We start from the raw sequence: 22016 nt of genomic DNA, 5'->3' as shown, positions 1-22016 counted from the left end.
CCTACTCGGCAGGTTGCGGCGCAGATCCGCTGCCGGGGGCGTCATGAATATCGTCCTGGTTTTCTTCGACCCAGAGAGAATGGTGTTCCTTGGCCCAGTTCAGATCCACTTCACCCGATCCCATCGCGTCAAAGGCGCGTTCCATGCCGATGGACCCGATGTAGATGTGACCGAAGATCACGCAGATCATGAAGACCGCCATGATCGAATGCCAAAGGCTGTTGAGCTGCTGCTCCTGCAGGACTGTCAGCGCCGTCGGCAGCTCGGTTCCAAGGATCATGTTGATCTTGCCGAAAGTGCCGGCAAAGAAGTGCGTGGTGAACGGGAACATCAGCGCCCAGCCCGAGATTGACAGGGATACGCCCCCGACGATCACCAGCCAGAACAGGATTTTCTGCCCCGCATTGAACTTTTTGGCTGGCGGATGCAGCTTCGACGAGAACATGCCACCGCCTTGAAGCAGCCACTTGATATCCGTGCGGTCCGGCAGATTGTGCTTCACCCACATGACCAGGATCATCACAAGCCCGGCCATGAAGGCGAAGGCGAGATAATTGTGCAGATATTTGCCCATCTGGGTAATGAAGCCGAAGGCTCCATCCCCGATCAGGGGTTTCAACACATAGCGACCATAAAGAATATTCAACCCGGTCAGGCCGAGAATGACGAAAGACACGGCCAGCATCCAATGGCCTAGCCGCTCGACCTCGCGGAACCTCGTGATTGTCTTGTCCGATGGCCCAGCTTCGATGCGAATCCGGCCACGAATGGCGTAGAACAGACCGAGAATGACGATCGTACCGAGCAATGCCCAGCTGGCGTAGAGTGACAGAGGACCGTTGCGAAGTGAGCGCCAGGCCTCGCCCTCGGACTGGATCAGGGTGCCTGCCTTCTTGTCCGGGATCGATACGTTGCCGTTCACGCCCTCGCGCACGGCACGCCAGTAGTCGGACTGGGAGTTCACGCCCAAAGTGTCGCCCGGAACAGCGCCGCCGATCGGGTTCTGTTGATCAACGGGGTCCTGCCTCAGGGACTGCGCCAGCGAATGACCCGGCAGCAAGACAACACATGTCAGCAGAAGGCAAAGCAAGACAAATGCGCTCAAGATCGTCCGCATCGCTGTTGTCATCCCGTTCCCGTCCATAGGATCCTCCTGGGTCAATTCATGTCTGCTGTCACGCAGTGGTCCGACCTTTGCCCGCTGGATGCCGCCTGCCCCTGCAAGGCCGGATCTGCGACTGCGGTCGAACCTTCTTTGAAATCATCAATCGGCACGCAGCCGATCAAAATTGCTGCTTCATGCCTCGTGCGCGAAGCTCGCGGCGTTGTTCTTCCGTCAGTGCATGGTCCTGCTGGCCGTGATAGACGCCCTTTTCCAGCGTGATCACACGGTTTTCTTCAGATTCCCGGCAGCCAGTCAGGGCGGTGAGGCCCAGCAGAGAGATGGCCAAGGCCAGTTTTGCAGACCGTCTGGTCAATTCACAGCTCATCTACGCTTTCCTGCAGTTTCATGGCGAAAGAACGGAGACAGCTGGTGAGCCGCCTCCGTCCCTGTTTCGTTTCATTGCACAGAAGAAGCGGAACCTAAAAGTTTCCGGCCTTCTGATCATATGCAGTGCCCCAGCCCCAGGCGCCGGAGCCAAAGCCACGAGCGACCACGCGCTCGCGGTAGATCGCGGAGACAACGTCACCGTCACCTGCCAGCAGCGCCTTGGTCGAGCACATTTCCGCACAAAGCGGCAACTTGCCCTCGGCCAGACGGTTGCGCCCGTATTTCTGGAACTCGGCAGCCGAGTTATCTTCTTCCGGGCCACCGGCACAGAAGGTGCACTTGTCCATCTTGCCGCGGGAGCCAAAGTTCCCGACCTGCGGATACTGCGGCGCGCCGAAGGGGCAGGCATAGAAGCAATAGCCGCAGCCGATGCAAAGGTCCTTGGAGTGCAGCACCACGCCCTCGTCGGACTGATAGAAGCAATCCACCGGACAGACGGCCGTACACGGCGCATCCGAACAATGCATGCAAGCGACCGAGATCGAGCGCTCACCAGGCTTGCCGTCGTTGATCGTTACAACACGGCGGCGATTGATGCCCCAAGGCACCTCGTTCTCGTTCTTACAAGCAGTAACGCAGGCGTTGCACTCGATGCAGCGTTCAGCGTCACAGAGGAATTTCATACGTGCCATGAGTCTTCCCTCCCTTAGGCTGCGCGCTCAATGCGGCACAGAGTGGCCTTGGTTTCCTGCATCTGGGTCACGCTGTCGTAACCGTAAGTCTGAGCAGTGTTGGTTGCTTCACCGAGGACATATGGATCGGAGCCCTTCGGATACTTGGAGCGCTGGTCCTCGCCCTGGTAGTGACCACCGAAGTGGAACGGCATGAAGGTCACACCGCGGCCAACGCGTTGGGTGGTCATGGCCATGACCTTGACCTTGCCGCCTTCAGGACCGTGCACCCAGACCATCTCACCATCACGAACACCGAGGTCGTTCGCGTCAGCAGGGTTGATCTCGATGAACATGTCCTGCTGCAGTTCAGCAAGCCATGGGTTGGACCGGGTCTCGTCACCACCGCCCTCGTATTCGACCAGACGGCCGGAGGTCAGGATCATCGGGAAGTCCTTGGAGAAGTCATTCTCCTGGATCGACTTGTAGGCCGTGGGGACACGCCAGAAGGTCTTATCCTCATAGGTGGCATACTTGTCGAGAAGATCCCGGCGATTGGTGTAGAGCGGCTCGCGGTGGACCGGCACCGGATCCGGGAAGGTCCACACGACGGCGCGGGCCTTGGCGTTGCCGTAAGGCGCACAGCCATGCTTGATCGCGACGCGCTGGATGCCGCCCGAAAGGTCGGTCTTCCAGTTGGTCTTGTCGCCGGCAACTGCCTCGATGGACGCGCGTTCGTCGTCCGTCAGGTCGCCATCCCAGCCAAGGCTCTTGAGCATCGCCATGGTGAACTCGGGATAGCCATCCTGGATCTCGGAATCGACCGGCCAGGAATCTTCAGCCAGAAGATTGTCACCATCCCGTTCAACGCCGAAGCGCGCGCGGAACGGCATGCCGCCTTCGGCGACCGGCAATGACGGATCATAAAGATTCGCAGAGCCTGGATGGCCCATTTCGGCTGTGCCCCAGCACGGCCACGGCATTCCGTAGAAATCGCCGTCGCATGGCCCACCGAGCGCCCGAAGCGTCGTGCGGTCGAACGTATGCTGGTTCGCCATATGGAGCTTCATGCGCTCCGGCGACTGACCGGTGTAGCCGATCGTCCACATGCCCTTGTTGAACTCGCGGGTGATGTCTTCAATCAGCGGCTCTTCGCCATTGACTTCGATGTTCTTGAACATCTCGTCGGCAAAACCGAGCTTCTTGGCCAGCTTGTACATGATGGTGTGGTCAGGCAGGCTCTCGAACAGAGGCTCGACAACCTTCTCACGCCACTGCAGCGACCGGTTGGACGCCGTGACCGAGCCGTAGGTCTCGAACTGGGTCGTCGCCGGTAGAAGGTAAACGCCATCCTTGCGGTCCGACAGAACGGCCGACATGGTCGGATAAGGATCGATCACGACCAGCGTGTCGAGCTTTTCCATCGCCACTTTCATGTCCGGAAGACGGGTCTGGGAGTTCGGGGCATGTCCCCAGAACACCATGACCTTGGTGTTTGCCGGCTGCTGCAGCTTGTCTTCATCCTCGAGGACACCATCGATCCAGCGGGACACGGGAATGCCCTTCTGGTTGATCATGGCGACATCCTTGCCGTCAGCGCCCTTCATGGTGTTGAAACGACCGCGAATGTAGTCGTTCTCAACATCCCAGACGCGGGACCAATGAGCCCATGCGCCATCGGACAGGCCATAATATCCGGGCAGCGTATCGGCGAGAACGCCAAGATCCGTTGCACCCTGAACGTTGTCGTGGCCGCGGAAGATGTTGGTGCCGCCACCAGCCTTGCCCATGTTGCCGAGGGCAAGCTGTAACACGCAGTAGGCGCGGGTGTTGTTGTTGCCGTTGGTGTGCTGGGTGCCACCCATGCACCAGATTACGGTGCCGGGACGGTTGTTCGCGAGGGTTTTGGCAACGCGTTTCATCTGAGAGCCGGGAACGCCCGTGACACGTTCGACTTCTTCAGGATCCCAGTTAGCGACTTCGGCCTTGATCTGATCCATGCCCCAGACACGCTGGCGGATGAATTCCTTGTCTTCCCAGCCATTTTCGAAAATGTGCCAGAGAATGCCCCAAACCAGCGCAACGTCCGAGCCTGGACGGAAGCGAACATATTCCGTTGCGTGTGCCGCGGTGCGCGTAAAGCGCGGGTCGCAGACGATCAGCGGAGCGTTGTTTTCTTCCTTTGCCTTCAGCACATGCAGCAGAGAGACAGGGTGTGCTTCGGCCGGGTTGCCGCCGATGATGAAGATGGCGCGGGAATTGTGGATGTCGTTGTAGGAGTTGGTCATCGCTCCATAGCCCCAGGTGTTGGCAACACCTGCAACCGTGGTGGAGTGACAAATACGCGCCTGGTGGTCGACGTTGTTCGTGCCGAAGAAGGCAGCGAACTTGCGCATCAGATAGGCCTGCTCGTTGTTGTGCTTTGCAGAACCGAGCCAGTATACGCTGTCCGGACCCTCGGCATCGCGGACCTGAAGCATCTTGTCGCCAAGTTCTTCGATCGCCTGATCCCAGGAGATGCGCTCCCATTTTCCGCCGACCAGTTTGGTCGGGTACTTGAGACGGCGCTCGCCGTGAGCGTGTTCGCGCACCGAAGCGCCCTTGGCGCAATGGGAGCCGAGGTTGAACGGGCTGTCGAAACCAGGTTCCTGGCCGACCCAAACACCGTCCTTGACCTCAGCCAGAACCGTACAGCCGACGGAGCAATGGGTGCAGACCGACTTCTTGATGTCGACCTTGCCAACCGTTGCCGCCTGAGCCTGCGCTTTTTGCACCATGCCGCCGGAGGCAGCCGTCACAGCAGCAAGACCGCCAGCCGCTACGCCTGAGCGCCGCAGAAAGGTTCTACGATCCATTGTCGCCGAGCTGAAATCAGCAAAGGCGGAGGACAAACGGCCGCGCCGCGCGACCCCACTTGTCTTTTTCCTGAGCATTCTCGTTTCTCCCTCAAACGGGACAGCACAAGGGTCACCCTGCCAGTCCCGGGCTTGCCGCTTCATCGCGTCTGAAGCAGCGAGCCAATTGCTTTAAAAGCGTGCGGTTTCGTAGACTTTCTTGACGTGGTCGGTTTCCCGATACCCGGTACCTGCGTCCGTTCCCGCCTCAACAGCTTCTGCGCCACCGGCAACGATTGATGCACCACCTGCGAGGGTGCCGAGACCGGCAAGCTTCAGGAAATTGCGCCGATCGGCGGTATCCTTCGTTTTTTTGTCCGTCATCGTTTCACTCCAGCTCTCTGATTTTCCGCCATCCAGCCTCTCCAGACCATGGACAGCGACATCCAGCTTCTCGGCGCCGCGACGCGCCGCTTTCCGACTTACTCTGTCATGGCGAAAGCGTCGGCCTCCACCGCCATGAAAACACGTCCGAGCGCCCCGACAGCTGCGTAGAACGCGTCCGTATCAGTTGCGCTGAGATCCTTGAAGAAATGTCCGGCCCAGGATCCGATGTGTTCAACGAAAAACTGCCGTTGCTCATCAAGGGTCGCCACCTGGCCGAAATCTCCCGAAATGAGACCTTCCATCATCTGCATGAGGGCTGCGATGTGGTCCTCTGGCTCCGAAACACCTTCCGAGCGCTCGATGCCATAGCGAGACATGGTGGCGCGAAGGTCAGCCAGCGGCTTCTCGTGCAAGAAGCCGGTGAGATAATAGGATCCGTAGGGGACAAATTCGCCGCGGCCGAGACCGATAAAAAGATCTTCATAGGCCCGGGAGAGGTTTTCGGCGGTCGCACTCTCAGCAGCGGCCGACAGACCGGCGAGCGCTTGGCCTACAGGCGTATCGTCAGACTGAAGACCGCGAATGGCCTGCAGATCCTCGTTCGACGGAGCTGCCTGCAGCATCCGGCCGATGAAACCATATAGGATTGCACGATCCGCATCTTCAGACGCGATCTCGGCTTGAACCGACGTCACCTGTGACATCCAAAATTTCTCCCTCAGTGGCCGATGATTGCTCCGAATGACAACGGTCGCAAATGAAATCATTTTTGCATCGCAGTATTGAATGCAAATTCATGCTTTTAGAATACTTTTAGATTCATCTCTGAAATTAAAATAACAAAAGACACTAAAACGGCATTTCAGGATGCGCTGCAGCAACCGGGAAAGCGTGTTCTGATTTGAATCAGCGTTGATAAATCAAGCAGTTCGACGACAAGAGAATCTCGCCGAGCACTCCCGTGAGGCGGTCAGAATAGGGGCAGGCCTTCGGCATTTACAAATATAAATCAGATACTTAAGAATCATCACGCCACGCTATCAGTACCCCTACGCAACTTTTACAATGGGTCAGGCAAGGTTTCGCGGAATGATTTTATCGCGCCAAATCGGCCAACTATATTGCATTGCACAACGACACTCGATGAAAAAGACCTTTTCACCAGCATCAAAGCTGTACCCAAAGCTCATAAAAAAACCGACCCGCATGACGGGTCGGCTTCAGGCTGATTTGGTCAGCGTAACGAGCTCGGCATCTGGCGAAAACCGCCGTCTTGGACGCTACTCCATCACGATATTGGGGGCGATTCTTGCCCCCTCACCTTCATAGCGAGCGATTTCCTCCATAACTCGCGATGCGATGGCGCGGTAGACCGTCGTGTGCGCACCATCGGGGTCGGAGACGACAACCGGCGTACCTGCATCCGATGTTTCTCGGATCTGCATGTCGAGCGGAACTTCTCCAAGGAAAGGCACGCCAAGTTTTTCCGCTTCGGCCCGGGCACCGCCGTGACCGAAAATATCGTGCCGTGCGCCGCAGTCCGGGCAGAGGAAGTAGCTCATGTTCTCGACAATTCCGAGCACCGGTACATCAACCCGGCGGAACATGTTGAGCCCCTTGCGCGCATCAATGAGTGCCAGATCCTGAGGCGTTGAAACGATAACGGCGCCAGCCAGCGGCACCTGCTGAGCCATGGTGAGCTGCGCATCGCCGGTGCCGGGTGGCATATCGACGACAAGAACGTCGAGTTCGCCCCAGGCGACTTCCCGCAGCATCTGGGTCAGGGCGGAAATCACCATCGGGCCGCGCCAGATCATCGGCGTCTCTTCTTCGACCATGAACCCCATGGACATGACCTTGATGCCGTACCCTTCCAGCGGCTTCAGAATCCGGCCAGAAACGGGTTCCGGCCGGCCTGTAACATTAAACAGACGCGGAACGGACGGACCGTAGATATCGGCATCCAGCACCCCGACCTTGAGGCCGTTGGCCTGAAGGCCCAGCGCCAGATTGGCCGTGGTCGTCGATTTGCCGACACCGCCCTTGCCCGACGCGACTGCGATGATCGTCTTGACGCCCGGCACGCCCGGCTTCTGGCCGGTCTGCTCTGGAGCCTGGCTCTTCGCTCTCGCCTGCATGGGCGGGGGAACATCTCCGACCTGCGCCTTGCTGGGCGCGGGACGAACAGGAGCTGCAGGTGCAGACCCGGAGCTCCCAGCCGCCTTTTCAGCTGTCAGTGCGACCATGGCCGCTTCGACACCGTCGATCTCCTTGACGACCTTCTCCGCCGCCTGACGAAGGGGCTCGAGTTGCTGGGCACGTTCGGCCGGCACAGTGATCGAGAAAGCCACACGGCCGTCTGACACAAATACATCCGAGACAAGACCAAGTGACACCAGATCCCCCTCGAGATCCGGTCCCTTGACCTTGGACAATCGGTCCAGCACGGCTTCCTTGATCGCTTCGCTCATTGAAAATTCCTGATTTCGCATCCCTAGGCCGGGCAAATCACCCGGCGGTTGTGCTTAACGTAGTCATGCTTGGTCCGGCGTCAATGAAACCGGCGACACAACATGCCCTGCACCTTTGGTCTTCGCTCGCAGTCGTAAAGACCATTCCAGGGAAGATCACCTTTGCATGGTGTCGCATCAACCTATAGGTCTTTGGTGACCTCATATCCTGGCCTTGCGTTCGGCGCTTTGGCCTCACCTCTATCTGCAAGAGCGTTTTCCATGACAAGCATTCTGATCACTGGCGCAAATCGCGGAATTGGCCTGGAGCTCGCCAAAGCAGCGGTCGACAAGGGCTGGTTGGTCCACGTTTCGGTTCGAACACAGGCGCAGGCTGAAGAGCTGTCTTCTTTGCTGCCGGATGTGCAAACGATGGTCTTTGACGTGACCGACCAGGAGGCAATTGCAAAGGCGGCGGCCGGTTTGAGGGCACCGCTCGACGTTGTGATCAACAATGCAGGCGTCATCGGGCCGGACAGACAGTCCACTTTGAACATGGACTTCGAAGGCTTTGCCCAAACCCTTGCGATCAACACGCTTGCTCCGCTTGCGATCGCCCAGGCGTTTTTGCCTCATCTGCGCCAGTCGGAACACGGCAAGATCCTGACGGTCTCCAGCCAGATGGCCTGGATGGGCTATGCCAAGTCCGACCGGATCGCCTATCGATCCTCGAAAGCTGCGGTCAATAAGGTCATGCAAGGTCTTGCGACCGACCTAGAAGCCGAGAAAATTGCCGTTTGTCTGATCGATCCGGGCTGGGTGAAGACCGATATGGGCGGTGCGGAAGCTGACAACGATGCGGGAGATGTTGCCAAAGGCATTTTGAAGATCGCAGAGGACCTCAAGATTTCAAAGACGGGCGCATTCTTCAAGTGGACGGGCGAAGAGCGGCCGTTCTAGTCTCGATCCCAGACGCAAGATTCGTTTTCAAAGGCTCCCCCAATGTGCTGGCCCGATCCCTTTTGCACCCAAGGCAATTTCGTAAGCCTGGTTCCGCTGAGTCTTGACCATGCGGACGATCTTGCCGCCGCAGCCGCTGACGGGGATGTCCACAAGCTGTGGTACACGAGCGTACCGGCGCCCAAGGCCGTTCCGGCGGAGATCGAGCGCAGGCTGGGCCTTCAAAAAGAAGGTTCCATGCTGCCTTTCGCCATTTTGGGCAAGTCCAGCGGCAAGGCCGTCGGCATGACAACCTACATGAACATCGATGCGCTCAACCGACGCGTCGAAATCGGCTCGACATGGTATCGCAAGGCCGTGCAGCGCTCGCCGTTCAACACTGAGTGCAAGCTACTCCTGCTGCGGCACGCATTTGAGGAACTGGACTGTATCGCGGTCGAGTTCCGGACCCACTTCCTGAACCGGCAGAGCCGGACCGCGATCGAACGCCTTGGCGCAAAGCTCGACGGCATATTGCGATCCCACCAACAGATGGAAGACGGATCCCTGCGCGACACGGTCGTCTATTCCATCATCGCCAGCGAGTGGCTTGCCGTGAAAGCAAACCTCGCCTGGCAGCTGGAAAAACCACGCAGCTAATCTTTATCTGCTTTATCCGCCAGCTATATTGTCACTTTTTCTATTCGCAAATCCTGCAATCTAATCACTTTTAAAGTTCAACCCAAATCAATCAGATGCATAATCCAAATTATACTATTGGATTCAGACTATTTTCATTCCCAAGCGACAGCGTTTCCTTTCGAGATAATTTTGACTTCGCAGCAGTCAAAAGCTCATCGCAAGAAAGGGTAACAAGATGCAGGATCTTTTCTATCTTTGCTACAAGAGCGAGATGTCGGACACACAGGACCGAGCGGTCGCGGACGCCCAGGTCGCCAATATCCTGGATGCGGCACGACGGCATAATTCCTCGGCACGCGTGACCGGCTGTCTTCTCTTTACCCACGACTACTTTTTTCAGATCCTCGAAGGTTCGGAAAAGGACGTCAAAACCACCTTTGCCCGTATCAGCAAGGACACGCGGCACAAGAATATCGAGGTGCTGAGCCAGGGCGCGCTCGACATGCGCCGGTTCCCTGAATCGTGGATGGGCTTTTCGGAACACGCTGTTTCGGAAGAAGCGCTTTTCGGAGAGATCGGAGAGGCCATCGCCGACGCAGACGGCAACCTCACCTACTCGGAAGCGATGGTGGTGTTGAGCAACATTGCCCACCTGATGGATCCATCCAGCGACCAAAGGGCGACGGCCACAGGCTGAAGCCGGGTCAAATCGTGGTTGCGACGCTTCGCACGCCGGTTAAGCCCTTGCGCTCTATTCCACGGCTCTCATAATCTGGCGGAGTAATCCACCGGAGTCGTTTCTTGACCGACAGCTACCTTCTGCGCCCGGAGCCTGAAGCCGAAGGCCTTTCCACATCCGTGGAAGGGATCGATCAGGACGGGCAGCCCGTGACCACACGCGTTGTCACCGAAAAGGCGCTCACGCTCTTTCTCAATTCCCAAGAAGTCGTCACGATGATGACCATCGGCGACCATCCGGATTTGCTCGCCGTAGGTTATCTGAAGAACCAGAACATGCTGCAGGCGGACGACGTCATCACCGGCATCGACTATGACGACGATCTTGAAGTGGTCGTGGTCCGCACGGAACGCGAGACCAACTACGAGGAAAAGCTGAAGAAGAAGGTGCGCACCTCTGGCTGTGCGCAGGGCACGGTCTTCGGCGATGTCATGGATGGTTTTGAAGGCATCGAACTGAAGCAATCAGCCGAGCTCAGGACCTCCTGGCTATACGCCCTGACCAAGGCCATCAACACAACGCCTTCACTCTACCTGGAGGCTGGCGCCATCCACGGCTGCGTGCTCTGCCAGGGCGACAAACCCCTTGTCTACATGGAAGACGTCGGTCGCCACAACGCTGTCGACAAGATCGCTGGCTGGATGACGCTCAACCAGGTGACGCCCGCTGACAAGATCTTCTACACCACGGGCAGGTTGACCTCGGAGATGGTGATCAAGACGGTCATGATGGGCATTCCAATTCTCGTCTCGCGTTCCGGCTTCACGGCCTGGGGCGTTGATCTGGCAAGAAAAGCCGGTCTGACCCTTGTCGGGCGCGCACGTGGCAAGCGATTTGTCGCCCTCGCGGGCCAGGACCGCATAACATTCGACATGGCGCCGGAAGCCGCTGACGACGAACCCGCCGACGCGCGCCGCAAGGGTGCTTTCAGCGATGGCTGAGGCAGACCGCCACCAGATAGAGCGCCCACAGGCTCATGGAACTTGAAAACACAATGACATTGCAACCGTCCCATCCGATTTCTCCGAACAAGGTTCTGGCCTGCGTGCTTGCGGGCGGCCAGTCGCGCCGGATGGGCGGCGGCGACAAGACCCTGCTGGAGATTGGCGAAAAGCCAATGCTGGCGCGGGTGCTGGACCGTTTGCGGCCTCAGTGCGACAAGATCATTCTGAACGCCAATGGCGATGCAAAACGGTTTGCCGCATACGAACTGCCGGTTGTCCCCGATACAATCGGCAACTACGCGGGCCCCCTCGCCGGCATTCTGGCGGGACTGACCCATGCTCGCACGCATATGCCTGAGGTCACCCACGTGGTATCGGTCGCGGGCGACACCCCGTTCTTTCCGACGGATCTGGCAAACAGGCTTTGTGCCGCCGTGACGTTTGACCGCCCTGTGATCGCGCTTGCGACATCCAAGCACAAGCTGCACCCGGTCTTTGGCCTTTGGCCCGTCGAGCTAGCTGATGATCTGACAAACTGGCTGGCCGCAGGCGAAAGCGGCAAGGTGCTGGCTTGGGTTGATCGTCACGACAGCGTCGAAGTTGACTTCGCCGACGATCCGGTCACCGGTCTTGATCCGTTTTTCAATGCAAACCGACCCGAAGACATCGCCACCGCACATAGAGCGCTTGAAAGAAATTCTGCATGAGCAACAATCGTGTCTTCGGCGTCACCGGATGGAAAAACTCCGGCAAGACGCAGCTTGTCGTACGACTGGTGGAAGAATTCACGCGGCGCGGCTTCAAGGTTTCAACGGTCAAACACGCCCACCACAACTTCGACATCGACCGTCAAGGAGCGGACAGCTATCGGCACCGCGAGGCAGGGGCGAGCGAGGTCGCATTGGTATCGGGCCGCCGCTGGGCGCTGATGCATGAGTTGCGCAGCGAGGACGAGCCGCCACTGGACGCCATACTTGACCGTCTGGCGCCCTGCGACCTGGTGATCATCGAGGGCTACAAACGGGAAAGCCATCCAAAGATCGAAGCAAGGCGCCGGGAGAGCAAGAATTCCGAACCGCTGTCGGAAAGCGATCCGGCCATTGTGGCCATTGCAAGCGATCACGCTATTTCTGACCAAAGACTTCCGGTCTTCGACCTTGATGACATTTCATCAATTGCCGACTTCATCGCTGCCGTGAGCGAATTGAAAGAGACAGATGGCTGATACAGGCAAACTGCTGGACGACTGCTTCCTGCACGACCGGGACAGGCTTCGTCATCACGAAGCCCTCGATATCTTGCGTGAACGCTTGTCGCCTGTTGCCGGCACCACTCGAATTCCACTCGAAGAGACATTCGGCCGAATTCTGGCGGAAGAGATCGTTGCGAACCGCGATGTGCCACAGGCGGACAATTCAGCGGTCGACGGTTATGCCTTTCGCTTCACCGACCATGATCCGGCGGGCGGCTTCTTCCGTCTGGAACAACGCATTGCGGCGGGCCATCCGAGCGCAACCGAGATCGGGCCCTGGGGCGCCGCGCGCATTTTCACCGGCGCCATCATGCCGCCCGGCTGCGATACGGTCGCCATGCAGGAAGACTGCGAGCTTCACGACCAAGACGGCCAGTCTTTCGTCATCGTCCCGGCCGGGCTGAAACCGGGAGCCAACTGCAGAAAAGCCGGCGAGGATGTCGTCGCTGGAACGGTGCTGCTCCACCCCGGACACCTTCTCAGACCCCAGGACGTTGCTGCCATTGCCTCGACAGGACAGGCACAGGTGCTGGTCTATGAAAAACTCAAGATCGGGCTGCTGTCGACGGGTGACGAGATCCGGCGACCGGGCACGGATCTGGACGCTGGCGAAGTCTACGATTCCAACCATTTCCTGCTGCGGTCGCTCACCGAAACATTGCCGGTGGAGATCGAGGATCTTGGCGTTCTGAAAGACGACGCCGCATTCATCGAAGAAACGCTGTCTAATGCGAGTGAGCGCTGCGACGTTCTGCTGACAACAGGCGGCGCAAGTCGCGGCGAAGAAGACCATATTCTCACAACGCTGGACCGGCTTGGCAAACGGCACATGTGGCAACTCGCCATCAAGCCCGGGCGTCCAATGATGTTCGGCCAGATCGGGTCCTGTGTCTTCCTGGGTCTTCCCGGCAATCCGGTCGCGGCGATGGTGTGTTTCCTGCTCTATGCGCGGCCGGTGCTAAGCGTTTTGGGCGGCGGTCCGTTTCTGGAAGCCCGTCGCTTTCAGGTGCCCGCGGATTTCTCCGTGCCACGGAAGAAGACGGACAGACGAGAATTCTACCGCGGTATTCTGGCCAGCGATGAGACGGGCAGAACCATCGCACGTAAGTTCGAGCGCGATGGTTCCGGTCTGATCACAGGCCTGCGCGAAGCCGACGGGCTGATTGAAGTCCCCGAAGAGGCAACGTCGGTAGAGCGCGGCAGTCTGGTTGACTTCCTGCCCTTCTGACGTCAAAAAACCTAGACTTCTTCAGCCTCTATGATCCAGGTCTCATCAAGGGCTGCCTTTTCCCATTCCTTCCAGGCCGGCAGTGTTCTCATCTTCTCCAGATAGGCTGTCGCAACCGGGTCGCTCGTCGCCTCATAGGTTGCAAAACGGCTCACGACAGGCGCGTACATCGCGTCGGCCATGGTGAAGCCGCCGAAGAGAAACGGGCCGCCTGAGGTTTCGAGGCAGTCGCTCCAAAGACCAACAACGCGGTCGATGTCCTTTTGGACCGATGCGCTGACCGCAAGCGCCCCGGCCGGCCGGTGAAAGTTCATCGGGAATGCGGAGCGCATAGCCGAAAAGCTGGAGTGCATTTCGGCCGAAGCTGCGCGGACACGGGCCCTCGCAGATCTGTCCGCAGGCAGGAGGCCGGCACAGGGATAAATCTCGGCTATGTATTCGATGATCGCCAGAGACTCCCAGACCGTCAGGTCTCCATCCTTGAGCACCGGCACCTTCACCGTCGGCGAAAAGGTCTTGAAGGCCGGATTGCCGTTGTCGAATTCAAACGGGACAAGTGTTTCGCGAAACGGGATGTCGTTTTGCCTGAGGGCCAGCCAGGGCCGGAACGACCAGGACGAATAGTTCTTGTTTCCGATAAACAGCTCAAGATCAGGCATCAGGCTTCTCCTTATGGGCAGACAAGCCAACCGGCAAAACCTTTCCGATGGACCGCTTTTGCCTATCTAAGACGAGCAACGAAGAGCGTCCAATTCAATAAAATCATGTTTTCAATGAGTATTTTCGATCGGTAACATTGGCATCCGCCTTGCTTGACTCTCAGCTCAAAGCTGAATGCGTGTTTAAGAGGCAGGATTTGCAATGACTTCTACCGGGCCGATTTCGTCCGCCGTTACATTACCCCAATCGAAGCAAACATCTTCGGACGCAGATGCCGACACCGCCGCGTTCAATTTTGAGGATGTGCGCCAGACCATGATGCAACGCTATCTGGAGTGGACCGAGTTGCCAGAGGATCAGCGAATCCGGCACCGCTATCTCAGTCACCATGGCCTCGACGAAAGTGGTCTGTCGAACCTTTCGCCGTCCGAGCGCGCCATCCATGAGGAAAAGATCGCGGAGATCAGCAAGCATCCGGTCTTGAGCAATGCGACGGAAAACAACGCAATCGGCGATACGCTCAGCCGTCCTGTGCTGTCCTTGCATGCTGTGCTCGGCCTCGCCGAAACAACCGAGGAAAAAGCACGCGCGCCACGAAGCGCAGCGCAACAAGGCTGAGACATGGAAACAAAGGCTCCGGCATAGCTGAACATAAGCCACGCCGGAGCCCTTATATCCTAGTTGCTGTACTGCCAGTCAGCCGGTGCGAACCGATAGCCATCTCCGGAACGCGCCACGTGGCCGAAGCCAGGGAATGGCAGATGAGACCCGGCGACAAGGTGACCGTCGCTGGAAACCTCATCCAGAACCTTGCGGCGGGTCTTTGCCGCCTGCGCAGGATCGGTATCGAACGCGATCCCCCAGTCGGGCTGGGCGAATTGCAAGCTACTGACGTGAACCGCGTCGGCAATGATAAACAAACCATCATCGCCACCGTCGACACGGAACCCCACATGACCCGGCGTGTGCCCCGCAAGATCCACTGATGTCACGCCGGGAAGCAGCTCCTTGTCGCTACCAAAGAGTGTCTGGTTGGCGGCGTAGGCATCTGCGGACTTGCGTGCTCCAAGGAAGAACGGCTTGAAGGCGTCTGGCGCCGCATTCAGGGCCGCGTCATCAAACCAAAAGCGGTAATCGGTTTCAGGCAGCAACAGCTCTGCATTTTCAAAGGCCTTGCTGCCGTCCGGCTTCAAAACCCCGAAGAGATGATCAGGATGCATATGAGTAATCAGCACCGCATCGATCTGCTCCGGAGTAACACCGGCCGCCGCCATGGCACCGCCGAGCTTTCCGAGTGTTGGCCCCATCTGGTCGGAGGTGCCCGCGTCAACGAGAACCAGCTTGTCACCGGTGTTCAGAAGGAACGCGTTGATCGGCAGGCGGTAGCCCGAACCTTCCACAAAAGCTTCCTTGCGCAGGTTTGCGGCGATGTCTTCATCGTGCCCGAGGACCTGCTCTGAACCGATATCCAGGTATCCGTCCAACAAGGCCGTTACTTCAAAGGACCCGACCTTTCGGCGAATTGCGCCGGCCATTGGCTGACCTGCCAGCGGCGCGCTTGCACTTGCAGAGGAAACGGAAAGGCCTCCGGCGGCGACCAGCGCAGAGCCTGCTGCCAACGTCGATGCGCCAGTCAAAAAACCGCGGCGATCCAATCTTGTGCTTGCTTCCGACATTTCAAATACCTCACTGCCATGTGTGACCGCAACGCAACCAACGCATTGCCTGAATTGCCACGGCTGAGAGATGATCTATTTCTTTTGATTTTGAAGCGGGCCATTCCTTATATTTCTTATTCGCGCTGCTTATATATAAACGATGGACAAGATCTCCACTCTCTCCAGTTTCGTCGCCGCCGTTGATCTGGGCAGCTTTTCCGCTGCCGCCAACTCGCTCGGCATCTCGCAGCCCGCAGTCAGCCAGCAGGTGCGCGCACTCGAGCGGCAACTCGGCGCACGTCTGCTGAACCGGACGACCCGGCGTTTGGCGACCACGGAAGCCGGTGAGCGGTACTACATTCATGCGAGAGATATTCTTGAGCGACTGGCCGAGGCCGATCAGTCGGTCCGTCGTTTCGATGATGAGATGACCGGCTGCCTGTCGATCGGTGCGGCGCCGGGTTTCAGCGAAGGTCTGCTGGCAGACTTCTTCATCGGCTTTCAGAAGCGAAATCCGAAGCTATGCCTGAATCTCTCGCTTTCGGACAATTTTCAGGACCTGATCCACGAGGGGCTGGATGTCGCCATTCGGCTCGGAGATATCCGCGACGATCGGCTGATCGTGAAGAAGCTCGGGCTGGCCGAGCGCGGCCTTGCGGCCTCTCCTGAATACCTGGACACCCATGGCAGGCCCCAAGTGCCTGAAGATCTGGTGCGCCATCGCTACCTGCTCTACTCACAGCTCCAGACAGGGCATGACGTGCCCTTGACCAGTACTGAGGGTGAACGGCGAACCGTTCGTATCACACCGACACTGCGCGCCAACAATTCCTCCCTGCTCCGTCGCGCGGCGCTTGCAGGTCTCGGGATCGGTCTGGCCCAAAATTGGTTGCTGGACCCACTCGTGAAGGAGGGCCAGCTCGAGTATGTCCTGCCCGAATGGAGCTATGCGCCTCAGCCTGTTCACGCGGTCTACCCCTCGAACCGCTACATTCCGTTGAAAGTCCGTCATTTCGTTGAGGAGATTTCCGGCTTCTTCATCGAGCAGGGAGCGGTCAAAAACCGCTGAGCGAACCACTGCCCCATAAAAAGCTTTTTAGATGCAAGATCTTACTCGCACGCATTTCGGAAATGCGAGTTGTCCACAAAAGTGCCCGCGAGTTTCCGCTAGGATGCGCAATCAGCACACGAAAACAGAGCCTTAACTCACGGTTTTTTTGTAGGCACGCTTGAATTTTGGGCGGAAGTGTATGGAATAGGGGTGTCGGGTAAAGAATGGCGTTGTGAAGCCACATCAGCCCTCAACAGTTATCAGGGGATTTTTACATGCGTATTAAGCATTTGGCAGCGGCAACCGCTCTCGTTTTGGCCGCGGTCGGCAGTGCGGAAGCGAAAGACTGGTCCAAGGTCCGTATTGGAACAGAAGGCGCCTATCCTCCCTTCAACTCGCTTACCGCCGACGGCAAGCTGGTCGGCTTCGACATCGACATTGCCGACGCACTTTGCGAGGAAATGAAGGTCGAATGCGAATTCGTCGTGCAGGATTGGGATGGCATGATCCCGGCGCTTCAGGCCGGCAAGTTCGATGCAGTGATCGCCTCCATGTCGATCACCGAAGAGCGCCTGCAGAAGGTCGACTTCACCAACAAATACTACAACACTGGCCCTGCGATCGCGGTCCCCAAAGACAGCGCGCTGACCGGCACCACCGACGAAGCGTTGAAGGGCGCGCTTCTGGGCGCTCAGTCTTCGACAACGCATTCCAACTATGCGGAAGAAAAGTTCCCTTCCGCCGATCTCAAACTCTATCCGACCCCGGATGAGTACAAGCTAGACGTCGCCAGCGGCCGCATCGACGCCGTGATCGATGATGTTGTTGTTCTCTCGGACTGGCTCAAGAGCGATGACGGTGCCTGCTGCAAGCTTCTCGGAGCCCTGACGCCGGATCCGGAAATCAACGGCATTGGCGCTGGCATCGCGATCCGCAAGGAAGACGGCGACCTGAAGGCCAAGTTCAACACGGCCATCGAAGGCATCATTGCCAGCGGCAAATACAAGGAAATCAACGACAAGCACTTTGATTTCGACGTCTACGGCGGTTAACACCGGTCTCGGGATTGATCTTGGGCGCGGCAGCATCCGCCTGCCGTGCCCATCATCTCGCTGAAACAACATCCGGAGAGGCATCGCCAGGCGCATGAACGAGGCTTTGACGCTCATATCCTTTGGCGACGCCGGTTGGGGTGATGAAATCGCCCAGGGCGTGTTCATTACGATCACGCTGGCGCTGGCAACGCTGCCCTTCGGTCTCTGCCTCGGCTTTTTTCTGGCGCTTGCGAAAAAGGCCGACGATCCGTCGATGCGGATGGCGGCAAACATCTACACCACCATCTTTCGCGGCCTGCCTGAACTCCTTACGCTCTTCCTCGTCTATTACGGCGTTCAGATCGGCATTCAGCAGCTGGTGAAGTTCGCCGGATTTGACCTCTATATCGAGGTCAATTCGTTTGTGGCGGGCATGGTCGCTCTTGCTCTGGTCTTTTCCTCCTATGCGTCCGAAGCCTTTCTGTCTGCCTTTCGAGGGATACCCCAGGGCCAATATGAAGGCGGCTATGCGCTTGGTCTCTCGCGTGGCCGCACAATGTGGCTCATTGTCCTGCCACAGCTCATCCGGCTCGCCCTGCCGGCGCTCGGAAACCTCTGGCTGATCCTGCTGAAAGAGACGGCCCTCGTGTCCGTGATCGGCCTGGCGGATCTGGTACGCCAGGCGGGCATTGCGGCGAGAGTCACCAAGGAACCCTTTCTCTTTTTCGGAATCGCCTGCCTGATCTATCTCCTGCTGGCGATGATTTCATCTTTCGGGCTGGTTCGCATCGAGCGTTGGTCCAAACGAGGTGAGGCCGCTCGATGAGCTCCCTTGTGCAGTCCATAACTCCTCGCCCAGCGCCAGCCCGGCCCGCACGCGCCTGGAGCGCAACGCGCATTGCCGGGCATGTTCTGATGGCGATGTGGATCATCGCAGGCGCATGTCTCGTCTATTATCTGGCTTCGAATATCTTTAGCCCCTTCGTGCAAAAGTACTGGGGCAAATATCTCGAAGGCTTCGTCGTCACGCTTCAGATCGTCTTTGTTTCGCTTGGACTTGGCGCAGCTCTCTCGGTGCCGATCGCACTGGCCCGTGCATCCAAGGTGGCGCTGCTTCGCTGGCCTGCCTACGGCTACGTCTATTTCTTCCGCGGCACCCCGCTGCTCGCCCAGACATTTCTGATTTATTACGGCGCCGGGTCATTCAGGGCAGAGCTGACAGACGTTGACCTGTGGTGGTTCTTCCGCGACGCCTGGTACTGCATCATTTTCGCCTTCACGCTCAACACGTCCGCCTATCAGGCCGAAATTCTGCGGGGGGCCGTCGAGAATGTATCCAAGGGACAGTGGGAAGGTGGCCGCGCCCTTGGTCTGACGCAACCGGTGATTTTCTTCAAGATCATCCTGCCGCAAGCCCTTATGGTTGCGCTCCGGCCCTATGGAAATGAGATCATCCTGATGATCAAGGGTTCGGCCATCGCTTCCATCGTCACCATCTACGACCTGATGGGTGAAACCCGGCGTGCCTTTTCGCGATCCTATGACTTTCAGGCCTATATCTGGGCTGCGGTCTTTTACCTGATCGCGGTAGAAACCCTGAGGCGCATCTGGGATCGTCTGGAAGCCAAACTGACCCGGCACCTGAAACGCTGACAACGTTTCTCAGGTCTTCTATTTTTCTCTCCACCTCTTTGCCCTTCAAGGATCCCGGCCATGGTGAAAACCGATCTTCATACGGACAGCCTGCTCGCGCACGGTGGCGGAGGCTTCGATGCGGCAACAGGAGCTGTCGTCCCTCCCATCCAGACGGCCACGACCTTCGTGCGGGACGAGAATTATGATCTGGTCAGCGGCAATCATCTCTACAGCCGGGACGACAATGACCTGTTCCGCAAGACAGAAGGCTTGATCGCTCACCTTGAAGGCGCCGCGGACAGTCGGCTGTTTGCCTCGGGCATGGCGGCCATTGCGGCGATCATGCGCACGGTCAAGCCTGGCGGAACCATCCTGCTCCAGTCCGACATTTACTGGGGCACTACACTCTTCTTCCGCAAGAATTGCGAGCGGACGAACATTGCCCTGATCGAAGTGGATGCGTCCGACCTGTCTGTTCTGAAGGACACAATCGAAACGGCACAGCCTAACCTGATTTTCCTTGAAGTTCCGAGCAACCCTTTCCTGGCCGTGGTGGACATTGCTGCCGTTGCTAAGCTCGCCGAATTGACCGGTTCCACCGTCTGCGTCGATGCGACCGCTGCAACGCCGCTGATCATGAAGCCCCTGTCCAAGGGTGCTGATCTTGTGGTGCACTCAGCAACCAAGGCGCTGAACGGCCATTCGGACGTACTAGGCGGGGTGGTCTCCACCGCTTCGGCGGATACCGAGGCATGGCAATTTATCTGCGCAGAACGCCACGATGCCGGCGCGGTGATGGGATCTTTTGAGACTTGGCTGCTTCTTCGCGGCCTGCGCACTCTGTCACTCCGGGTTGAGCGAATGAACGCCAACGCCCAGGCTCTGGCCAAACATTTCGCTGCCCATCCGAAGATCGCCGAGGTGCTTTATCCGGGCCTTGAAACACACAAGGCTCATGAGCTTGCCAGCAACCAGATGAGTGGCGGCTATGGTTCCCTCATGTCTTTGATCATGAAGGGATCGCGCGAAGATGCGCTCAAGGTAACGGCTGCCTTAAACCTGTTTCAACGAGCAACCTCTCTTGGCGGCGTTGAAAGTCTAGTGGAGCACCGCGAAACCATCGAGGGGCCTGACTCAGGCATCCCCGACACACTGCTGCGGCTTTCGATCGGGATCGAACACATCGACGACCTGATCGGCGACCTGGAGCAAGCTCTCAACACGGTCTAGGCCGTTGAAGCCGCGCAGCAAGCCTCGGCTTCGCGCGCGCGCTGCCTGATCCAGGTGATAAAGGCCTTGAGTGGCGGGCGGGGAACCCCAGGCTTCCTGACAAGGTAATAGCCCGATGTCTGGGGCTTCATGTCCTCGAACAACACGCGCAAGGTGCCGGCCTGAATGTCGTTCTCGACGAACACCCTTGCGGTCGCGGAGATACCATCTCCTCGGCGCAAGCCATCCAGAACCATGTAGCCGGGCAAATGGGTGATGTTCAGCTTTGCACGCGGAACCACTCCTTGTCCCTCGAGCCAGATCGACAATTCGTTGGTGCCCAATTCCTGCAGCCAGGGGAAGTCCTGGATATCCGATGGATCGGTGAGTTCGCGGTCGCCCAAGAGCTTGTGCGCGCCAACCACGACGTAGTTTGAAGCCAGCAGCTGTTGGGCCTCCAGCCCGGGCCAATCGCCGTTGCCAAAGCGGATTGCGAGGTCAACACCGCCGGGAGCGAACTCAACCACGTCGGCCGTCGGATTGAGCATGAGTTCGACGTGCGGGTTTTCCTGCCGGAAGTCAGAGATACGCGGCATCAACCAACTCACCGCAAAGGACGGCGTCATGGTGATGTTGAGCGGCCGTTCCTCATCGTTGCGCCGCAAGTCCTCGACCGTTTCGTAAATCCCCGCAAACGCATCACGCAGCCCCGCCGCCAGATGTTCGCCATCCGATGTCAGGCCAAGTCCCCGCCCCTCCCGCACGACCAGCTGCGTTCCAAGTTGCCCTTCCAAGCCGCGAACCTGCTGGCTGACGGCGGCATGGGTGACATTGAGTTCACGTCCTGCTGAGGAAAAGCTCTTTTTCTCTGCCACAGCAGAAAACGCTCTCAAGGCGCTCAGTGAAGGCAGTCGCCGCCAATCCATATGTAAATCCAACTTACATTTCAAAATTTTTGCTGACTCGCATCAAAACAGCAGAAGCGCGATATTTCAAGCATCGAAGCACTGGAGGAATGTAAGTCATGCTAAACATATATGCATCATCCCTGCTGACCGCGAGCCGGTTCACCCCATTCACACGTCCCACCAGCACCTTGACTGATGGGCTTGCAAAAAAGACGCAGACGCCGTCCATTAAGCTCATCAAGCGGTATCGCCCACGGTTCTGGATCTGATCAGTTTGCCTGAA

Annotated in this window: 23 protein-coding genes; 13 read left to right on the top strand and 10 right to left on the bottom strand. The window is 58.0% G+C overall.

The window, feature by feature from the left end; translation table 11 throughout:
* Position 1: 1 nt before the first annotated feature.
* The 7 genes from IG617_RS01810 to apbC form a co-directional block, all read right to left on the bottom strand.
* Positions 2-1129, bottom strand: a complete 1128-nt coding sequence (locus IG617_RS01810) for a formate dehydrogenase subunit gamma (RefSeq protein ID WP_254170401.1) — start codon at positions 1127-1129, stop codon at positions 2-4.
* A gap of 154 nt (positions 1130-1283) precedes the next feature.
* Positions 1284-1490, bottom strand: a complete 207-nt coding sequence (locus IG617_RS01805; protein WP_192106788.1) for a hypothetical protein — start codon at positions 1488-1490, stop codon at positions 1284-1286.
* A gap of 94 nt (positions 1491-1584) precedes the next feature.
* Positions 1585-2184 carry a formate dehydrogenase FDH3 subunit beta gene (gene fdh3B / locus IG617_RS01800; protein WP_153769653.1) on the bottom strand — a complete coding sequence of 200 codons (600 nt, stop codon included), beginning with the start codon at positions 2182-2184 and terminating at the stop codon, positions 1585-1587.
* Between the two features lie 14 nt (positions 2185-2198).
* Positions 2199-5096, bottom strand: a complete 2898-nt coding sequence (locus IG617_RS01795; protein ID WP_192106786.1) for a formate dehydrogenase subunit alpha — start codon at positions 5094-5096, stop codon at positions 2199-2201.
* Positions 5097-5189: 93 nt separating this feature from the next.
* Positions 5190-5381 carry a twin-arginine translocation signal domain-containing protein gene (locus IG617_RS01790; protein ID WP_192106784.1) on the bottom strand — a complete coding sequence of 64 codons (192 nt, stop codon included), beginning with the start codon at positions 5379-5381 and terminating at the stop codon, positions 5190-5192.
* Positions 5382-5479: 98 nt separating this feature from the next.
* On the bottom strand, positions 5480-6088 hold the full coding sequence (locus tag IG617_RS01785) for a TorD/DmsD family molecular chaperone (protein WP_192106782.1): 609 nt from the start codon (positions 6086-6088) through the stop codon (positions 5480-5482).
* Positions 6089-6664: 576 nt separating this feature from the next.
* Positions 6665-7855 (bottom strand): iron-sulfur cluster carrier protein ApbC, encoded by a 1191-nt coding sequence (gene apbC / locus IG617_RS01780; RefSeq protein WP_192106780.1) that lies wholly within the window; start codon positions 7853-7855, stop codon positions 6665-6667.
* Between the two features lie 261 nt (positions 7856-8116).
* Between apbC and IG617_RS01775 the strand changes: the two genes are divergently transcribed.
* The 7 genes from IG617_RS01775 (at position 8117) to IG617_RS01745 (ending at position 13578) form a co-directional block, all read left to right on the top strand.
* Entirely contained in the window at positions 8117-8794 is a 678-nt protein-coding gene (locus tag IG617_RS01775) for an SDR family oxidoreductase (RefSeq protein WP_192106779.1), read from the top strand.
* 42 nt (positions 8795-8836) lie between these two features.
* Positions 8837-9433 carry a GNAT family N-acetyltransferase gene (locus IG617_RS01770; protein WP_192106777.1) on the top strand — a complete coding sequence of 199 codons (597 nt, stop codon included), beginning with the start codon at positions 8837-8839 and terminating at the stop codon, positions 9431-9433.
* Between the two features lie 217 nt (positions 9434-9650).
* Positions 9651-10112 (top strand): BLUF domain-containing protein, encoded by a 462-nt coding sequence (locus IG617_RS01765; RefSeq protein ID WP_192106775.1) that lies wholly within the window; start codon positions 9651-9653, stop codon positions 10110-10112.
* A 104-nt stretch (positions 10113-10216) separates the two neighbouring features.
* Positions 10217-11095: a formate dehydrogenase accessory sulfurtransferase FdhD gene (gene fdhD / locus IG617_RS01760; protein ID WP_192106773.1), complete on the top strand. Its 879-nt coding sequence runs from the start codon at positions 10217-10219 to the stop codon at positions 11093-11095.
* A 53-nt stretch (positions 11096-11148) separates the two neighbouring features.
* The gene (gene mobA / locus IG617_RS01755) at positions 11149-11805 is read left to right on the top strand and encodes a molybdenum cofactor guanylyltransferase MobA (RefSeq protein ID WP_192106771.1); all 657 of its coding nucleotides are present in this window, start codon (positions 11149-11151) and stop codon (positions 11803-11805) included.
* On the top strand, positions 11802-12323 hold the full coding sequence (gene mobB, locus IG617_RS01750; protein WP_192106769.1) for a molybdopterin-guanine dinucleotide biosynthesis protein B: 522 nt from the start codon (positions 11802-11804) through the stop codon (positions 12321-12323). Before mobA ends, mobB begins: the two co-directional genes overlap by 4 nt.
* Complete coding sequence (locus IG617_RS01745; protein WP_192106767.1) at positions 12316-13578, top strand: molybdopterin molybdotransferase MoeA; 1263 nt, start codon at positions 12316-12318, stop codon at positions 13576-13578. Before mobB ends, IG617_RS01745 begins: the two co-directional genes overlap by 8 nt.
* An 11-nt stretch (positions 13579-13589) precedes the next feature.
* Here IG617_RS01745 and IG617_RS01740 read toward each other — a convergent pair whose 3' ends face one another.
* Positions 13590-14237: a glutathione S-transferase family protein gene (locus IG617_RS01740; RefSeq protein ID WP_192106765.1), complete on the bottom strand. Its 648-nt coding sequence runs from the start codon at positions 14235-14237 to the stop codon at positions 13590-13592.
* A 202-nt stretch (positions 14238-14439) separates the two neighbouring features.
* Here IG617_RS01740 and IG617_RS01735 point away from each other — a divergent pair, with 202 nt between their 5' ends.
* Positions 14440-14856, top strand: a complete 417-nt coding sequence (locus IG617_RS01735) for a hypothetical protein (RefSeq protein WP_192106763.1) — start codon at positions 14440-14442, stop codon at positions 14854-14856.
* Between the two features lie 59 nt (positions 14857-14915).
* Here the strand turns inward: IG617_RS01735 and IG617_RS01730 are convergent, their stop codons facing one another.
* Entirely contained in the window at positions 14916-15914 is a 999-nt protein-coding gene (locus tag IG617_RS01730; protein WP_192106760.1) for an MBL fold metallo-hydrolase, read from the bottom strand.
* 142 nt (positions 15915-16056) lie between these two features.
* Between IG617_RS01730 and IG617_RS01725 the strand changes: the two genes are divergently transcribed.
* The 5 genes from IG617_RS01725 to IG617_RS01705 all read left to right on the top strand — a co-directional run bounded on the left by IG617_RS01725 (position 16057) and on the right by IG617_RS01705 (position 20846).
* Complete coding sequence (locus tag IG617_RS01725) at positions 16057-16965, top strand: LysR family transcriptional regulator (RefSeq protein ID WP_192106758.1); 909 nt, start codon at positions 16057-16059, stop codon at positions 16963-16965.
* 257 nt (positions 16966-17222) lie between these two features.
* Complete coding sequence (locus tag IG617_RS01720; RefSeq protein ID WP_192106756.1) at positions 17223-17999, top strand: ABC transporter substrate-binding protein; 777 nt, start codon at positions 17223-17225, stop codon at positions 17997-17999.
* Positions 18000-18093: 94 nt separating this feature from the next.
* Entirely contained in the window at positions 18094-18807 is a 714-nt protein-coding gene (locus IG617_RS01715) for an ABC transporter permease (protein WP_192106754.1), read from the top strand.
* Positions 18804-19634 (top strand): ABC transporter permease, encoded by an 831-nt coding sequence (locus tag IG617_RS01710; protein ID WP_192106752.1) that lies wholly within the window; start codon positions 18804-18806, stop codon positions 19632-19634. The genes IG617_RS01715 and IG617_RS01710 overlap by 4 nt, the downstream gene beginning before the upstream one ends.
* A 60-nt stretch (positions 19635-19694) precedes the next feature.
* Positions 19695-20846, top strand: a complete 1152-nt coding sequence (locus IG617_RS01705; protein WP_192106750.1) for a trans-sulfuration enzyme family protein — start codon at positions 19695-19697, stop codon at positions 20844-20846.
* Here IG617_RS01705 and IG617_RS01700 read toward each other — a convergent pair.
* The gene (locus IG617_RS01700; RefSeq protein ID WP_192106748.1) at positions 20843-21751 is read right to left on the bottom strand and encodes a LysR family transcriptional regulator; all 909 of its coding nucleotides are present in this window, start codon (positions 21749-21751) and stop codon (positions 20843-20845) included. The genes IG617_RS01705 and IG617_RS01700 overlap by 4 nt on opposite strands.
* Positions 21752-22016: the final 265 nt, after the last annotated feature.

Origin of the sequence: Roseibium polysiphoniae (assembly GCF_014842925.1) — a bacterium.
Taxonomy (GTDB): Bacteria; Pseudomonadota; Alphaproteobacteria; order Rhizobiales; family Stappiaceae; genus Roseibium; species Roseibium polysiphoniae.
This window is presented reverse-complemented; position numbering and strand designations above follow the sequence as displayed.

What these genes read in the sequence shown, in the direction of transcription:
- IG617_RS01810 (WP_254170401.1), bottom strand. Translation starts at nt 1,129, where the DNA reads ATGACAACAGCGATGCGGACGATCTTGAGCGCATTTGTCTTGCTTTGC.
- IG617_RS01730 (WP_192106760.1), bottom strand. Translation starts at nt 15,914, where the DNA reads ATGTCGGAAGCAAGCACAAGATTGGATCGCCGCGGTTTTTTGACTGGC.
- IG617_RS01700 (WP_192106748.1), bottom strand. Translation starts at nt 21,751, where the DNA reads ATGGATTGGCGGCGACTGCCTTCACTGAGCGCCTTGAGAGCGTTTTCT.
- IG617_RS01710 (WP_192106752.1), top strand. Translation starts at nt 18,804, where the DNA reads ATGAGCTCCCTTGTGCAGTCCATAACTCCTCGCCCAGCGCCAGCCCGG.
- IG617_RS01795 (WP_192106786.1), bottom strand. Translation starts at nt 5,096, where the DNA reads ATGCTCAGGAAAAAGACAAGTGGGGTCGCGCGGCGCGGCCGTTTGTCC.
- IG617_RS01735 (WP_192106763.1), top strand. Translation starts at nt 14,440, where the DNA reads ATGACTTCTACCGGGCCGATTTCGTCCGCCGTTACATTACCCCAATCG.
- IG617_RS01775 (WP_192106779.1), top strand. Translation starts at nt 8,117, where the DNA reads ATGACAAGCATTCTGATCACTGGCGCAAATCGCGGAATTGGCCTGGAG.
- IG617_RS01725 (WP_192106758.1), top strand. Translation starts at nt 16,057, where the DNA reads ATGGACAAGATCTCCACTCTCTCCAGTTTCGTCGCCGCCGTTGATCTG.
- IG617_RS01720 (WP_192106756.1), top strand. Translation starts at nt 17,223, where the DNA reads ATGCGTATTAAGCATTTGGCAGCGGCAACCGCTCTCGTTTTGGCCGCG.
- IG617_RS01745 (WP_192106767.1), top strand. Translation starts at nt 12,316, where the DNA reads ATGGCTGATACAGGCAAACTGCTGGACGACTGCTTCCTGCACGACCGG.
- IG617_RS01705 (WP_192106750.1), top strand. Translation starts at nt 19,695, where the DNA reads ATGGTGAAAACCGATCTTCATACGGACAGCCTGCTCGCGCACGGTGGC.
- IG617_RS01740 (WP_192106765.1), bottom strand. Translation starts at nt 14,237, where the DNA reads ATGCCTGATCTTGAGCTGTTTATCGGAAACAAGAACTATTCGTCCTGG.
- IG617_RS01805 (WP_192106788.1), bottom strand. Translation starts at nt 1,490, where the DNA reads ATGAGCTGTGAATTGACCAGACGGTCTGCAAAACTGGCCTTGGCCATC.
- IG617_RS01790 (WP_192106784.1), bottom strand. Translation starts at nt 5,381, where the DNA reads ATGACGGACAAAAAAACGAAGGATACCGCCGATCGGCGCAATTTCCTG.
- IG617_RS01770 (WP_192106777.1), top strand. Translation starts at nt 8,837, where the DNA reads ATGTGCTGGCCCGATCCCTTTTGCACCCAAGGCAATTTCGTAAGCCTG.
- IG617_RS01765 (WP_192106775.1), top strand. Translation starts at nt 9,651, where the DNA reads ATGCAGGATCTTTTCTATCTTTGCTACAAGAGCGAGATGTCGGACACA.
- apbC (WP_192106780.1), bottom strand. Translation starts at nt 7,855, where the DNA reads ATGAGCGAAGCGATCAAGGAAGCCGTGCTGGACCGATTGTCCAAGGTC.
- IG617_RS01715 (WP_192106754.1), top strand. Translation starts at nt 18,094, where the DNA reads ATGAACGAGGCTTTGACGCTCATATCCTTTGGCGACGCCGGTTGGGGT.
- IG617_RS01785 (WP_192106782.1), bottom strand. Translation starts at nt 6,088, where the DNA reads ATGTCACAGGTGACGTCGGTTCAAGCCGAGATCGCGTCTGAAGATGCG.
- fdh3B (WP_153769653.1), bottom strand. Translation starts at nt 2,184, where the DNA reads ATGGCACGTATGAAATTCCTCTGTGACGCTGAACGCTGCATCGAGTGC.
- mobB (WP_192106769.1), top strand. Translation starts at nt 11,802, where the DNA reads ATGAGCAACAATCGTGTCTTCGGCGTCACCGGATGGAAAAACTCCGGC.
- mobA (WP_192106771.1), top strand. Translation starts at nt 11,149, where the DNA reads ATGACATTGCAACCGTCCCATCCGATTTCTCCGAACAAGGTTCTGGCC.